Here is a 13,138-nt window from a genome sequence, read left to right on the forward strand (position 1 = left end):
GCGCTCCGGGGACGCCGCGAGGCCGGTGCCCGACGGGTCGGGCACCGGCCTCGCGGACCGGGAGGAGCTACCGGACGGGCTACCGGACGGGCTACCGGACGGGAGCCGCCGCGGTGCCGGGGACCGGCTCGGGCGGCGCGGGAGCGGCCGGCGGGACGGCGCGCAGCGCGGCGATCTCGTGCACGCGGTCCCGGCAGCGGTACCAGCCCAGCACGAGCAGCGGCACCAGCAGCAGCAGGGAGGCCACGGTCCACGTGCCCACCGGGGAGTCGAAGGCCATGAGCACGACGACCGCCACGAGAAACGCGAGGGTGAGCCAGCCGGTGACGGGGGCCCCGGGCATCCGGAAGGACGGGCGCTCGGCCCTCCCCCGGCGGGCCCAGGCGACGAGCCGCATCTGGCACAGGATGATCATGCCCCAGGCGCTGATGATGCCGATCGAGGCGATGTTGAGCACGATCTCGAAGGCCTGGGCCGGCACGAGCGCGTTGAGCACGACGCCCAGCACCGCGACGGCCGCGGTGAGCACGATGCCGCCGTAGGGCACGCCGGCGTGGTTCATCCGCCCGGCGAAGCGCGGCGCGGAGCCGGCCAGGGACATCGAGCGCAGGATCCGGCCCGTGGAGTAGAGCCCGGCGTTGAGGGAGGACAGGGCGGCGGTGAGCACCACCAGGTTCATCACCGTGTCCATCCCGGCCACGCCGATGGAGCCGAAGAACGTCACGAACGGGCTCTCGCCCGCCTTGTAGGCGGTGTACGGCAGCAGCAGGGACAGCAGGGTCAGGGACCCGACGTAGAAGACCGCGATGCGCAGGATGACCGTGTTGACGGCCCGGGGCATGACCTTCTCCGGGTGCTCCGCCTCCCCGGCCGCGGTGCCGATGAGCTCGATCGAGGCGTAGGCGAAGACGACGCCCTGGATCACCACGACGGCGGGCAGCAGGCCGTTGGGCAGGAACCCTCCGTTGTCGGCGATGAGGGTCAGGCCGGTCTCGTGGGCGCCGTCCGGGGTCCCGAAGACCACCAGCCAGATGCCCACCAGCAGGAACACGACCAGCGCCGCGACCTTGATGAGGGCGAACCAGAACTCCAGCTCCCCGAAGACCTTCACGGACACGAGGTTCAGGCACAGCACCAGCAGCAGCGCCCCCAGGGCGAAGACCCACTGCGGGACGTCCCCGATGGGGGCCCAGTACCGGGCGAAGAACTTCATGTACAGCGCCACGGCCGTGATGTCCACGATCGCGGTCATGGCCCAGTTGAGCCAGTACAGCCAGCCGGTGAAGAAAGCCGCCTTCTCCCCGTAGAACTCGCGGGCGTAGGAGACGAAGGAGCCCGACGACGGGCGCCGCACGACGAGCTCCCCGAGCGCGCGCAGGATGAGGAACGCGAAGAAGCCGCACACGGCGTAGGTGACGACGAGGGCGGGGCCCGCGGTGGCCAGTCGGCCGCCGGCGCCCATGAACAGTCCCGTGCCGATGGCGCCGCCGATGGCGATCATCTGGATCTGCCGGGGCGTCAGGCTCTTGTGGTAGCCCTGGTCCTCGGCGTGGAGGAGGTCCAGGGCGGCGGTCGGCGGCTGGGTGGGCGTGGCATGGCGCCGGTCCGGGTGGTTGACGGTCATGGTGTCCTTCGGCTGGGTCCGCTGCGCGGACGGATCATTTCGTGAGGTTGGCGAGGCGCTCGGGGCGCAGGATCTGCGCCAGCTCCTCGGCGGTCAGCAGGCCGCGCTCGCGCACCAGCTCCGCGACGCCGCTGCCCGTGGCCAGGGCCTCCCGGGCGATCGCGGTGGCGGTGGCGTAGCCCAGGTGGGGGTTCAGGGCGGTCACCAGGCCGATGGAGTTCTCCACGGACGCGCGCAGGCGCTCCTCGTCGGCGGTGATGCCGCGCACGCAGCGCTCCGTGAGCGTGGTGCAGGCCGCGCGCAGGTGGGCGACGCTCTTGTGCAGGCTGTGCACGATGACGGGCTCGAAGGCGTTGAGCTGCAGCTGCCCGCCCTCGGCGGCCATCGTGATGGTGACGTCGTTGCCGATGACCTCGTAGGCGACCTGGCTGACCACCTCGGGGATCACCGGGTTGATCTTCCCGGGCATGATCGAGGAGCCGGACTGCACGGCGGGCAGGGCGATCTCGCCCAGCCCGGCGCGGGGCCCGGAGGAGAGCAGCCGCAGGTCGTTGCAGATCTTGGACAGCTTCACGGCCACGCGCTTGAGCACGCCGGACAGGTGCACGAAGGCCCCCACGTCCTGGGTGGCCTCCACCAGGTCGACGGCGGTGACCAGCGGCAGGCCGGTGACGGCGGCCAGGTGGCGGCAGGCCGCGTCGGTGTAGCCCTCCGGGGCGTTGAGCCCGGTGCCGATCGCGGTGGCGCCCAGGTTGATCTCGTGGATCAGCAGGTTCGCCTCGGCCAGCCGCTGGCGGTCCTCGCGGATCATCACGGCGTAGGTGCCGAACTCCTGGCCCAGGGTCATCGGCACGGCGTCCTGCAGCTGGGTGCGGCCCATTTTCACCACGGTACGGAACTCGCGCGCCTTGTCGGCGAACGCGCCCTCGAGCACCTCCAGCGCGGCCAGCAGCTCCTGGACCCCGGAGACGGTGGCGATCTTCACGGCCGTGGGGTAGGCGTCGTTGGTGGACTGCGAGAGGTTGACGTGGTCGTTGGGGTGCAGCCGGGAGTACTCGCCCTTGGCCGCGCCCAGCAGCTCGAGGGCGCGGTTGGCGATCACCTCGTTGGCGTTCATGTTCGAGGAGGTGCCGGCCCCGCCCTGGATCACGTCGACGCGGAACTGCTCGTGCAGGCGCCCGTCCAGGATCTCCTGGCAGGCCGCGACGATCGCGTCGGCGCGCTCGGCGTCGAGCAGGCCGAGCTCGTGGTTGGTGCGGGCGGCGGCCAGCTTGACGGCCGCCAGGCCGCGGACCAGGTGGGCGTGCCCGCCCAGGGGCTGGCCGGTGATCGGGAAGTTCTCCACGGCGCGCAGGGTCTGCACGCCCCAGTAGGCGTCGGCGGGGACCTCGCGCTCGCCGAGCAGGTCGTGCTCGACGCGGAAGGCGGTGGTGGTCATGGTGTCCTCGGATCTGTCGGGAGCGGGCGGGGTGCGCCGGGGGCGGTCGGCGGAGCGGGGTCGACGGCGGCGAGGGCCCCGACGGGGCGCCCGCCCCCGAGCACCGGGACGACGGCGAGGTCGGCCAGCGCCTCCGTGGCCATCCCGAGGTGCTGCAGGGCCCGGACGGTGACCGGCATCCGGGCGCGGTCGGCGCCGTCGGCGATCTTCACGGCGAGGCCGCGGCCGTCGGGCAGGCCCACGAGCTGGAGGCCCTCGAAGCCGTCCTTGGCGAGCAGGCCGGGCACCCGGCGCATCAGCGCGGTGACGTCGCGGCCCTCCCCGGCCACCTGCTCCGGGTGGGCGGTCATGGCCGCCGCGACCCGCGCCTCGGGGGTGCCCGGGGCGGCGGAGACCAGGCGGGCGAAGGCGGTGGCCATGCCGCGCAGGGTGACGGCGAACAGCGGCGTGCCGCAGCCGTCCGTGCTCTGGGCGCCGAGCGGCTCCCCGGTCAGCTCCGCCACGACCTCGGCGACCAGCTCCTGCAGGGGGTGGCGCGGGTCGGTGTAGCCGGCGACCGGCCACCCGTTGACCAGGCAGGTGGCGACCATGGCCGCGTGCTTGCCCGAGCAGTTCTGGGCGAGGCGGGACGGCCCCTGGCCGGCGCGCAGCGCGGACGCCCGCTCCGCCGCCCCGTAGGGCAGGTCGGGGACGTTCTCCAGGGCGGCCCCGTCGGTGTGGTGCAGGGCCAGGATCCGGCGGGCGCCCTCCTGGTGGGCGGGCGCGCCCGAGTGGCTGGCGGCGGCCAGGGCCAGCAGCTCCGGCGGCAGCTCGAGCCCGGCCCGCAGCATCGCCACGGCCTGCAGGGGCTTGAGCGAGGAGCGCGGGTAGAACAGCGCCCCCGGGTCCCCCGCCGCCAGCAGCACGGCCCCGGAGGCGTCGGTGGCGACCAGCGAGCCGTGGTGGACGCTCTCGACCACGCCGTCGCGGGTCTGCTCGGCGACGGCGACGTGCCGGGGGCGGGCGAGGGACAGGGGCGCCTCGGGGGCGGTGGTCGTCATGCGGGTCCTTGCTCTGTGGGTGGGGGCGTGCGAGGGGGACGGGTCCGGCGGTGGCCGGCGCCCGGCCGGGTGGCTCAGGGACGGGACCGGCCGGGCCCGTCGGCGGTGATGGTCCCCAGGGCGTCGTGGACGGCCGCCAGGTGGTCCCGCATGGCCGCCTCGGCCTCGCCGGGATCGCCCTGCTCGATGGCCCGGAAGACGCGCAGGTGCTCCTCGTCGGAGCGGGGCTGGCGGTCGGCCACGACGTTGAGGGTCTCGGACTGGTGGGTGAGGGCCTCACGGATGTCGGCGATGACGTTCTCGAACACCCGGTTGCCGCTGATCCGCGCGATGGCGGCGTGGAAGCTGGTGTCCAGCTCCACCCATGCCTGGGGGTCGTCCTCCGCCACCATCGCGCCGACGACGTCGCGCAGGAGCTGCACGTCCTCCTCGGTGCGGCGCCGGGCAGCGAGCCCGGCCGCGGGGACCTCGATGTGCGGACGGGCCTCGTGCAGGTCGCGCGCCGAGTACGTCCCCAGGGCCAGGTCCTTGGCCACCCGCGCGGACACCACGAAGGTCCCTTTGCCGGTGCGGCTCTCCGTCAGGCCGAGGGCCGCGCAGGAGCGCAGGGCCTCGCGGACGACCGAGCGGCTGACGTCGTAGCGCTGGGCCAGGGCCGCCTCCGAGGGCAGCTTCTCCCCGACCGGCAGCTGCCCCTCCTCGATCCCCCGGCGCAGGGCGGAGAAGACCGCCTCGGCGGCACTGACGCGCACAATGGGCTGTCCGGCTGTCCGGCTGTCCGACAGGTTCATGGTCCGAGCATGACGGGGATCACATCACCTGTCAACCCCGTCCCGGCGATCCGGCCCGGCCCCGGTGACGCCGGGGAAGCACAGGTGTGCGTACCATGCCGGAGTCCGTTCGAGGGGTCCGGCACGGCGCAGTGCTGCCCACCGTCAGCCGCGCACCGGACCCCCTCACCCCCTCATCCCCGGGAGAACCATGTCCACCTCCACCCCGGCCGGGCCGCCCGCACCCCACGGCGGCCTCGCCAAGACCCTCAAACCCCGCCACCTGTCCATGATCGCCATCGCCGGCGTCATCGGCGCGGGCCTCTTCGTCGGCTCCGGCGTGGCCATCCAGCAGGCCGGTCCCGCCATCCTGCTCGCCTACGCCGCCGCCGGCGTCGTCGTCGTGTTCGTCATGCGGATGCTCGGCGAGATGGCCGCCGCCCACCCCGAGACGGGGTCCTTCTCCGCCTACGCCGACAAGGCCCTGGGCCGCTGGGCCGGGTTCAGCATCGGCTGGCTCTACGCCTGGTTCTGGATCATCGTCGTCGGCATCGAGGCCACCGCCGGCGCCGCCATCGTGCACCGCTGGGCGCCGGGCGTGGAGCAGTGGGTCTGGGCCCTCCTGCTCATGGTGCTGCTGACGCTCACCAACGTCGTCTCCGTGAAGTCCTACGGCGAGTTCGAGTTCTGGTTCGCCTCCGTCAAGGTCACGGCGATCGTCCTGTTCCTCGTCCTCGGGGTGCTGGCCATCGCCGGCCTCGTCCCCGGCGTCGCGGCCCCCGGCACGGACCACCTCGTCGGCCACGGCGGGTTCGCCCCCAACGGCTGGTCCGCGGTGGCCAGCGGCATCCTGGTCGTCGTGTTCTCGTTCTTCGGCGCCGAGATCGCCACCATCGCCGCCGGGGAGTCGGAGCAGCCGGAGAAGGCGGTCAAGAAGGCCGTCAACTCCACCGTCTGGCGCATCCTGCTCTTCTACATCGGCTCCATCGCCGTCGTCGTCACCCTGCTGCCCTGGGACGACGCCTCCGTGGCCAAGAGCCCCTACGTGGCCGTCATCGAGCGGCTGGGCATCCCGGGGGCCGCCACGATCATGGACGTCGTGGTGCTCACCAGCGTGCTCTCCTGCCTGAACTCGGGGCTCTACACCGCCAGCCGGATGCTGTTCTCCCTCTCCGAGCGCCGTGACGCGCCCCGGTCCCTGTCGGGGATCTCGCGCTCCGGCGTGCCGGTCGCCGCCGTGCTCGCCGCGACCGTGGTCGGGTTCCTCACCGTGGGCCTGAACTACCTCGCCCCGGAGGCCGTGTTCCTGTTCCTCGTGAACACCTCGGGCGCGATCGCGCTGTTCGTCTGGCTGGTCATCTGCCTGTCCCAGCTGGTCCTGCGCCGCCGGATGGACGCGCAGGAGCAGGCGCGGCTGCCCGTGCGCATGTGGGCCTTCCCGTACCTGACCTGGGCCACGGTGGCCGCCATCGGCGCCATGCTCGTCGGGATGTTCGTGCTCGACGCCACCCGAGAGTCCGCGTGGGCCTCCACCGGCCTGGCGGCCGTCGTCGTCGCCCTCGGCGTGCGGCAGCAGCGCCGGGCCCCGCGGCCCGCGGCCCTCTCCCCGCACGCCGCCCCGGCCGAGGAGACCAGCGGCGCCCGCCGCTAGCACCCCGGTGCCGGGGCGCCCCGCGGGGCGCCCCGGCACCGCCGTCCGGCCGGCCTACGCGGCCGCCCCGCCGTCGGAGGCGGTGGGCTCCTCCCGCCGCGACCGCCGCCACGCGAGGACCGCCACGACGACCACGACGGCCCACGAGACGGCCACGGCCGCGAGCGTCGGCCCCGACGGCCGGGAGGTGAACGCGCCCACGGCCGCGAAGCTGATCTGCCCCGGCATCCCGCCGAGCAGGGTGGCCCCGAGGTAGTCGCGCTGCGGGATCCGCACCAGCCCGGCCCCGTAGCTGAGCGTCCAGTTCGGCACCACCGGCCGCAGGACGAGCACCGTGAGGAAGCCCTTGCCGTCGAGCTTGGCCTCGACCGTCCCGACGCGGCTGCCGGCGATCCGGTACAGGGCGTCACGGCCCAGGAACCGGGCGACCCAGTAGCCGAGCCAGGCCCCGGCGGTGAACGCGACGATGCTGAGCGCGCTGCCCTGGGCCACGCCGAAGAGGAAGCCGCTGGACACGGCCATGATCGTCACCGGCACGGGGCTGGCGGCCACGAGGACGTAGGCGGCGCCGAAGACGAGGGGCGCCCACGCCCCGAAGCCCTCCACGAACGTGCGGACCTGCTCCACGGTCGGCAGCTCGTGGCCCACGAGGTACCAGACGGCGAGGCCCAGCAGCAGCACCAGCGCACCGCCCTTGAGCAGGGCGACCCACCCCGGCCGCGCGCCGGGGGCACCCGGGTCCCGCGCAGGTTCGGTGCTCACGTGCGCCACTGTACCGACCCGGCGGCCCCGGGACCGAGGACAATGGTGCCCATGGACGTCACCGATCTGGACCCCGCGGAGGTCTTCTCCGTCTCCCACGACCTCGCCCACCCCCCGGCCGCGGTCTTCGCCGCGTTCACGGACCCGGACCGGCTCGCCGCCTGGTTCGGCCCGCAGGGCTGGAGCGTGCCCCGGGAGTCCGTGCTCCTCGAGGTCCGGCCCGGGGGGCGCCAGCACTTCCGGATGGTCAACGACGCCGACCCCGCCCAGGTCTCGCCCGTGCACGCGACGTACGTGCGCGTCGAGCAGGACGCGCTGCTCGAGGGCCGCGAGGCGCTGCCGGGCCCGCACGGCGAGCCCACGGGGGTCACCATCCTGCTGCGCGTCGAGTTCCTGGCGACCGGGGACGGCGGGACCCTGCTGGTCGTGACGCAGGGACCGCTGCCCGAGAGCGTGCACGGGGGCGCCGCGGCGGGGTGGCGCAGCTCCTTCGTCAAGCTCGAGGCGCTGCTCGCCGGAGGCTGAGCCGGGCCCCGGCCGGCTCGGATAGTCTGCCCGCATGACCGTCCCCACCCGCACCACCGTGCTCACCCGCCGGCTCACCGCCCCGAACCCGGGGCCGATGACGCTGGACGGCACCAACTCGTGGCTGGTCGGGGCGCCCGGGCAGGAGGACGCCGTCGTCGTGGACCCCGGGCCCGCCGACCGGGGGCACCTGGCCGCGCTGGCCGCGGCCGGCCGCACGGTGCTGACGCTGGTCACGCACCGGCACGGCGACCACACCGAGGCCGTCGACGACTTCCACGCGCTCACCGGGGCGCCGGTGCGGGCGTTCCTCCCGCAGTTCTGCCGGGGCGCCGGGCCGCTGCGCGACGGCGAGACGGTCGAGGCCGCCGGGACCCGGATCCGGGTGCTGCACACCCCGGGGCACACCTCCGACTCGGCGTGCTTCCACCTGCCCGACGACGCCCCGCTCGCGGAGGACCCCGGGGCGGCCGGTCCCGCCGCACCCGGCGCGGCCGCCGACGGCGCCGGCCCGGGCAGCGTCCTGACGGGCGACACGGTCCTGGGCCGCGGCACCACGGTCCTCGACCACCCGGACGGCACGCTCGGCGACTACCTGCGCTCGCTGCACCGGCTCGCCGTGCTCGGCGGGGCGCTCGTGCTGCCCGGGCACGCCGGGGTGCGGGAGAACCTGGAGGAGCTCTGCCAGGAGCTCGTCGAGCACCGGATGGAGCGCCTCGCCGAGATCCGGGAGGCCGTGCGCGCCCTGGGCCGCGGCGCCACCCTCGAGGCGATCACGGCCCGCGTCTACGGCGACGTCCCGCAGCACGTGCACCCCGCCGCCCGCCTGTCGGTGGGCGCGCAGCTGGCCTACCTGGGGTTCTGAGCCGCCCGGCCGGGCCGTCCCGCCCGCGGGGCCGTCCCGTTCAGCGCACGGGCGACGACGCCGGGGCCTCCCCCGCCAGGCCGGCCACGCCGTAGGTGGGCTCGTGCCGCTTCAGCCACCGGATCGCGGCGTAGGTGACGGGCAGGACGACGATCTCGACGGCGACCTTGTAGGCGTAGCCGATCAGCGCGTAGTTGAGGAAGTCCCCGAGCGTGGTGATCCCGATGACGGGGGCGGCCACGGTGCAGAAGATGAGGGTGTCCACGAGCTCGCCGAGCGCCGTCGAGGAGATGAGCCGGGCCCACAGGTGCCTCTCCCGGGTGCGGGCCTTCAGCCGGACCAGCACGAACGCGTTGAGCAGCTGCCCCGCGAGGTAGCCGAGCAGGGAGCCGGCGACGATGAGCGGGACGGGCCCGAGCACGGTCTCGAGCGCCGCCTGGCCCGTGTAGAACTCCGCCGGGGGCAGCGCGATGACGATCCAGAACACGACCGACGCGAGCAGTCCGGCGGCGAAGGAGCTCAGGATGGCGCGCCGGGCGGCGCGGAAGCCGTAGACCTCCGAGACGACGTCGCCCAGGACGTAGGCGAGCGGGAAGAGGAAGAAACCCCCGTCGGTGATGACCGGCCCGAACGCGACCCCCTTGGTCGCGGCGACGTTGGAGAGCACGAGGACCACGCAGTAGGCCGCCACGATGAGGTCGAACCAGGTGCGGGGCCGGCGGGCGAACCCGGCGGGCGCGGCCGGGGAGGCGGGAGAGGACACGGTGGATCACCAATCTGTCGTGACGCGGCACGTCGCCCGGCGGGGCACGCCGGGGTGGAGCTGGGAGGTGCGGCGGGGCCTCCCGCCTGCCACCCGGGAGGCCCGCCGCCGCGGAACCCCGTGCGGGGACGTCGCGGCGGCCGGAGGCCGACGGACAGTCTAGCGCCGCCCCGGCGCCCCGGCCCCGGCGGTTGGCCCCCAGCGCGGGCCGGGGCGCACAATGGCTCCCATGACCGACACCACCGCTTCCTCCCCCGCCCCCGACCGGGCCGCCGCGGCCCAGCCGCCCGTCGCCCTGACGATCGCCGGCTCCGAGGCCACCGGCGGCGCCGGCGCGCAGGCCGACCTCAAGACCTTCCAGGAGCTCGGCGTCTTCGGCTCGCTCGCGCTCACCTGCATCGTCTCCTTCGACCCCGCCGAGGACTGGGGCCACCGCCTGTTCCCCGTGCCGCAGGACGTCCTGCGCGAGCAGCTCGAGGCGATCACCGCCGCCCACGCGCTCGACGCCGTGAAGATCGGCATGCTCGGCAGCCCGGAGACCATCGCGACCACGGCCGAGGTGCTGGCCGAGCTGAAGCCCCGCCACCTCGTGCTCGACCCCGTCCTCATCTGCAAGGGCCAGGAGCCCGGGGCCGCCCTGGACACCGACGAGGCGCTCAAGGCGAAGATCCTGCCCCTGGCCACGTTCGTGACCCCCAACCACTTCGAGTCCCTCTCCCTGTCGGGGATGGACGAGATCAGCACCGTCGAGGACCTCGAGGAGGCCGCCCGCCGGATCCACGAGAAGTCCGGCGCCGTGGTGCTCGCCAAGGGCGGGGTGCGCATCGCCGGGCCCGACGCCGTCGACGTCTACTTCGACGGGACGACCCTCGAGGTGCTCTCGGAGCCCAAGGTCGGCGAGGTCCCCGTGGCCGGCGCCGGCTGCACCCTCGCGGCCGCCGTCGCCGCCGAGCTCGCGAAGGGCGCCGAGCCGCTCGAGGCCGCCCGCACGGCCAAGGCCTTCGTCTCCGCCGGCATCCGGCAGCGGCTGAGCTCGCGGGCCCCGTTCGACTCCCTGTGGCAGGGAGGCTCCGCCGCCGAGCGCTGAGCGGGCGCGGCGGTCCCCGCCGCGCCCGCCGCAGGAGCACCGGCCGCGTCCCGCCCCGGAATGGGGCGGGACGCGGTCATGTTGACGCGTACATGACTCTGCAGATCGACATCTGCTCCGACATCGCCTGCCCGTGGTGCCTCATCGGCAAGCGTCGCTTCGACCGCGCCCTGGCTGCCTTCCCGCACCGCGAGCAGGTGCGCGTCACCTACCGCAGCTTCCAGCTCGACCCCTCCCTGCCGGACTCCTACCCCGGACGCGAGGCCGACTACCTGGCCGGCGCCAAGGGGCTCGCCCCGGAGCAGGTGCAGCAGATGCTCGCACAGGTGAGCGCGGTCGCCGCCGGGGAGGGGCTGCACTACGACTTCGACGCCCTCGTCGTGGCGAACTCGCGCAAGGCCCACCGCCTGCTGCACGCCGCCCGCCGGGAGGACGACCTCGCCACCGGCGGCCCCGTGGCAGCACGCCTGAAGGAGGCCCTGCTCACGGGCCACTTCGAGCGCGGCCTCGACCTCGGCGACGACGACGCGCTGGTCGCCCTGTCCGCCGCGGCCGGGCTGCCGGAGACGGTCGCGCGCCGGGCGCTCGCCGATCCCGCCCTGGACACGGCCGTGCAGGAGGACGTCGCGGCGGCCCGGCGGCTCGGCGTCCAGGGCGTGCCGTTCTACCTGCTGGACGGTCGCTACGGGATCTCGGGCGCGCAGCCGACCGAGACGTTCGCGCGGGCCCTGGACCGGGTGTGGGCGGAGGTCGGGCCCCTGGCCGACCTCGGGAGCGCGGGCCCGGCCTGCGGACCCGACGGGCGCGGCTGCTGAGTGCCGGTCGGACGTTTCCTGGACGTTGCCCCAGACCTTTCTCCCCGAAGGAGCGTTCCGGGCGGAAGGGTGGTGTCATAGTCGGACACACCGTCACCAAGGCTCATTAAAGTGTGCATACTTTGATGACATATAGAGATAAGGTGTCATCATGCCCCGCATTTCAGCTGCCAGCAATGCCGCGCAGCGCGAGAACACCAAACGAGCGATCCTCGACTCCTTCGGCCAGCTGCTCTACCAGCAGGGCCTCACCGGGCTGACCATGACCCACGTGGCCAAGAACGCGGAGGTGGGCCGCACGGCGGTCTACAACTACTTCGCGGACATGGGCGAGCTCCTCGTCGCCTACGCCCTGGACGAGACCGAGCGCTTCATGGCCGACCTGCGCCGCGACCTGGAGGGCGTCGAGAACCCGGTCGACCGGCTGGCGGTGTACATCCGCGCCCAGATCGAGGACCTCACCCGCCGGCACCTGCCGCCCGGGCCCACCATGCGCACGGTCCTCTCCCCGGAGGACTACCAGAAGCTCGGGGAGCACGTGGGCGAGCTGCAGGGACTGCTGGCCGCGATCCTGCGGGACGCGATCGGCCAGGGCTGGCTGCCCGAGGGGGACATCTCCGAGCTGGCCGCCCTGGTGCACGGCTCCCTGACCGCCGCCGCGGACCGGGGGCAGACCTCCGACCAGGACCGTGCGGCGCGCGAGCGGCACATCCGCTCCACCGTCCGGTTCATCCAGCAGGGCCTGGGCGCGCAGTTCGACGCCGAGGGCCGGCCCGTGCGCCTGGCGCCGGGGCGCCCGGCGCTCAGCGCGGCGTCCTGACCGGGCGCCCCTCCTGCGCCGGGCGGGACACCGGCGCCCTGCCGAGCTCGAGCACGCGCGCGTACAGCACGGTGCGGTGGTGCAGCGCGGTGCGCAGCGCCCGGTGCAGCCCGTCCTCGAGGTAGAGCTCCCCGGCCCAGCGGACCACGTGCGGGAACAGGTCGCCGTAGAACGTGGAGTCCGCGTCCAGCAGCGTCTCCAGGTCCAGGGTCGTCTTCGTGGTGATCAGCTGGTCCAGCCGGACCTGGCGTGGCGCCACGCCGGACCAGTCCGAGGGCGTCACGAGGCCGTGGTCCGGGTACGGGCGCGAGTCGCCCACGGCCTTGAAAATCATGCGTCCATCCTAGGGTCCGCCTCCGCGCCGGCCGTCCGCGCCTCGCGGACCCCTCCGACGGGCCCCCCCCCGCGCCGAGCCCCCACACCCGCCGGGCCTCTCGCGCCGAGCCCCCACACCCGCGTCGTTCCCCCACGTCCAGGCATGGGGAGATGCGACCGGCCCGGGGACTCGCGGCACCAGGACGGGCGGTGGCGCCAGAACGGTCCGGAAACACGAAACGCCCCGGACCAGGTGGTCCGGGGCGTTTCCGATGTCCGGGGACATCTTCCGTGCGGAGGATGGGGGATTTGAACCCCCGAGGGCGTGAACCCAACACGCGTTCCAGGCGTGCGCCATAGGCCGCTAGGCGAATCCTCCAGGCACGCACGTCGCGATCGCCTCACGGCGGCCGAACATGCGGAGTCCAGCATAACCGACCCGCCCGCCAATGCCGAATCGGCCGCTTCCGGCGCCGGTTTCGACGCGGCCGCCGCATCCGCTAAACTGTGGGACAGCCCCTCGCGTGGCGTCATCCTGTTGAACTCCCCCAGGACCGGAAGGTAGCAAGGGTAGACGGGCTCTGGCGGGTGCGCGAGGGGTCTTCTCGTTCCCGGACGGGCCGGCCCTCCCCAGCCGCCACCACCCGCCCGGCCTGTCGGATT

Annotated in this window: 13 protein-coding genes, 1 tRNA gene and 1 other RNA gene; 7 read left to right on the top strand and 8 right to left on the bottom strand. The window is 74.1% G+C overall.

Annotated features, from left to right (window positions below; translation table 11 throughout):
* Nucleotides 1-91 precede the first annotated feature (91 nt).
* The 4 genes from M3185_RS00715 to M3185_RS00730 all read right to left on the bottom strand — a co-directional run bounded on the left by M3185_RS00715 (nucleotide 92) and on the right by M3185_RS00730 (nucleotide 4,893).
* The gene (locus tag M3185_RS00715) at nucleotides 92-1,624 is read right to left on the bottom strand and encodes an amino acid permease (protein WP_251331756.1); all 1,533 of its coding nucleotides are present in this window, start codon (nucleotides 1,622-1,624) and stop codon (nucleotides 92-94) included.
* A gap of 34 nt (nucleotides 1,625-1,658) precedes the next feature.
* Nucleotides 1,659-3,062 (bottom strand): aspartate ammonia-lyase, encoded by a 1,404-nt coding sequence (gene aspA, locus M3185_RS00720; RefSeq protein WP_251331757.1) that lies wholly within the window; start codon nucleotides 3,060-3,062, stop codon nucleotides 1,659-1,661.
* On the bottom strand, nucleotides 3,059-4,102 hold the full coding sequence (locus M3185_RS00725; RefSeq protein ID WP_251331758.1) for an asparaginase: 1,044 nt from the start codon (nucleotides 4,100-4,102) through the stop codon (nucleotides 3,059-3,061). The genes aspA and M3185_RS00725 overlap by 4 nt, the downstream gene beginning before the upstream one ends.
* A gap of 74 nt (nucleotides 4,103-4,176) precedes the next feature.
* Nucleotides 4,177-4,893 (bottom strand): FadR/GntR family transcriptional regulator, encoded by a 717-nt coding sequence (locus tag M3185_RS00730; protein WP_251331759.1) that lies wholly within the window; start codon nucleotides 4,891-4,893, stop codon nucleotides 4,177-4,179.
* Between the two features lie 190 nt (nucleotides 4,894-5,083).
* Here M3185_RS00730 and M3185_RS00735 point away from each other — a divergent pair, with 190 nt between their 5' ends.
* The gene (locus tag M3185_RS00735; RefSeq protein ID WP_251331760.1) at nucleotides 5,084-6,523 is read left to right on the top strand and encodes an amino acid permease; all 1,440 of its coding nucleotides are present in this window, start codon (nucleotides 5,084-5,086) and stop codon (nucleotides 6,521-6,523) included.
* 54 nt (nucleotides 6,524-6,577) lie between these two features.
* Here the strand turns inward: M3185_RS00735 and M3185_RS00740 are convergent, their stop codons facing one another.
* Nucleotides 6,578-7,285: a TVP38/TMEM64 family protein gene (locus M3185_RS00740; RefSeq protein ID WP_251331761.1), complete on the bottom strand. Its 708-nt coding sequence runs from the start codon at nucleotides 7,283-7,285 to the stop codon at nucleotides 6,578-6,580.
* 51 nt (nucleotides 7,286-7,336) lie between these two features.
* Between M3185_RS00740 and M3185_RS00745 the strand changes: the two genes are divergently transcribed.
* Nucleotides 7,337-7,810 carry an SRPBCC family protein gene (locus M3185_RS00745; RefSeq protein WP_251331762.1) on the top strand — a complete coding sequence of 158 codons (474 nt, stop codon included), beginning with the start codon at nucleotides 7,337-7,339 and terminating at the stop codon, nucleotides 7,808-7,810.
* A 34-nt stretch (nucleotides 7,811-7,844) separates the two neighbouring features.
* Entirely contained in the window at nucleotides 7,845-8,675 is an 831-nt protein-coding gene (locus M3185_RS00750) for an MBL fold metallo-hydrolase (protein WP_251331763.1), read from the top strand.
* Nucleotides 8,676-8,715: 40 nt separating this feature from the next.
* On the opposite strand, the gene M3185_RS00755 is transcribed toward M3185_RS00750, so the two are convergent.
* The gene (locus tag M3185_RS00755) at nucleotides 8,716-9,438 is read right to left on the bottom strand and encodes a queuosine precursor transporter (RefSeq protein ID WP_251331764.1); all 723 of its coding nucleotides are present in this window, start codon (nucleotides 9,436-9,438) and stop codon (nucleotides 8,716-8,718) included.
* Between the two features lie 229 nt (nucleotides 9,439-9,667).
* Here M3185_RS00755 and M3185_RS00760 point away from each other — a divergent pair, with 229 nt between their 5' ends.
* The 3 genes from M3185_RS00760 to M3185_RS00770 all read left to right on the top strand — a co-directional run bounded on the left by M3185_RS00760 (nucleotide 9,668) and on the right by M3185_RS00770 (nucleotide 12,160).
* Nucleotides 9,668-10,525, top strand: a complete 858-nt coding sequence (locus M3185_RS00760) for a hydroxymethylpyrimidine/phosphomethylpyrimidine kinase (RefSeq protein WP_251331765.1) — start codon at nucleotides 9,668-9,670, stop codon at nucleotides 10,523-10,525.
* A 92-nt stretch (nucleotides 10,526-10,617) separates the two neighbouring features.
* Nucleotides 10,618-11,340, top strand: coding sequence for a DsbA family oxidoreductase (locus M3185_RS00765; RefSeq protein WP_251331766.1), 723 nt, complete (start codon nucleotides 10,618-10,620; stop codon nucleotides 11,338-11,340).
* A 151-nt stretch (nucleotides 11,341-11,491) separates the two neighbouring features.
* On the top strand, nucleotides 11,492-12,160 hold the full coding sequence (locus M3185_RS00770; RefSeq protein WP_251331767.1) for a TetR/AcrR family transcriptional regulator: 669 nt from the start codon (nucleotides 11,492-11,494) through the stop codon (nucleotides 12,158-12,160).
* Here the strand turns inward: M3185_RS00770 and M3185_RS00775 are convergent.
* Together M3185_RS00775 and M3185_RS00780 are read right to left on the bottom strand one after the other, a co-directional pair.
* On the bottom strand, nucleotides 12,144-12,494 hold the full coding sequence (locus tag M3185_RS00775) for a type II toxin-antitoxin system VapB family antitoxin (protein ID WP_251331768.1): 351 nt from the start codon (nucleotides 12,492-12,494) through the stop codon (nucleotides 12,144-12,146). The genes M3185_RS00770 and M3185_RS00775 overlap by 17 nt on opposite strands.
* Before the next feature lie 275 nt (nucleotides 12,495-12,769).
* A tRNA-Ser gene (locus tag M3185_RS00780) sits at nucleotides 12,770-12,854 on the bottom strand.
* 132 nt (nucleotides 12,855-12,986) lie between these two features.
* Here M3185_RS00780 and ffs point away from each other — a divergent pair.
* Nucleotides 12,987-13,083: signal recognition particle sRNA small type (ffs, locus tag M3185_RS00785), an RNA gene on the top strand.
* Nucleotides 13,084-13,138: the final 55 nt, after the last annotated feature.

This window comes from Kocuria rosea (genome assembly GCF_023715525.1).
Lineage (GTDB): Bacteria > Actinomycetota > Actinomycetes > Actinomycetales > Micrococcaceae > Kocuria > Kocuria rosea_A.

What these genes read in the sequence shown, in the direction of transcription:
- M3185_RS00715 (WP_251331756.1), bottom strand. Translation starts at nt 1,624, where the DNA reads ATGACCGTCAACCACCCGGACCGGCGCCATGCCACGCCCACCCAGCCG.
- aspA (WP_251331757.1), bottom strand. Translation starts at nt 3,062, where the DNA reads ATGACCACCACCGCCTTCCGCGTCGAGCACGACCTGCTCGGCGAGCGC.
- M3185_RS00725 (WP_251331758.1), bottom strand. Translation starts at nt 4,102, where the DNA reads ATGACGACCACCGCCCCCGAGGCGCCCCTGTCCCTCGCCCGCCCCCGG.
- M3185_RS00730 (WP_251331759.1), bottom strand. Translation starts at nt 4,893, where the DNA reads ATGAACCTGTCGGACAGCCGGACAGCCGGACAGCCCATTGTGCGCGTC.
- M3185_RS00735 (WP_251331760.1), top strand. Translation starts at nt 5,084, where the DNA reads ATGTCCACCTCCACCCCGGCCGGGCCGCCCGCACCCCACGGCGGCCTC.
- M3185_RS00745 (WP_251331762.1), top strand. Translation starts at nt 7,337, where the DNA reads ATGGACGTCACCGATCTGGACCCCGCGGAGGTCTTCTCCGTCTCCCAC.
- M3185_RS00750 (WP_251331763.1), top strand. Translation starts at nt 7,845, where the DNA reads ATGACCGTCCCCACCCGCACCACCGTGCTCACCCGCCGGCTCACCGCC.
- M3185_RS00760 (WP_251331765.1), top strand. Translation starts at nt 9,668, where the DNA reads ATGACCGACACCACCGCTTCCTCCCCCGCCCCCGACCGGGCCGCCGCG.
- M3185_RS00765 (WP_251331766.1), top strand. Translation starts at nt 10,618, where the DNA reads ATGACTCTGCAGATCGACATCTGCTCCGACATCGCCTGCCCGTGGTGC.
- M3185_RS00770 (WP_251331767.1), top strand. Translation starts at nt 11,492, where the DNA reads ATGCCCCGCATTTCAGCTGCCAGCAATGCCGCGCAGCGCGAGAACACC.
- M3185_RS00775 (WP_251331768.1), bottom strand. Translation starts at nt 12,494, where the DNA reads ATGATTTTCAAGGCCGTGGGCGACTCGCGCCCGTACCCGGACCACGGC.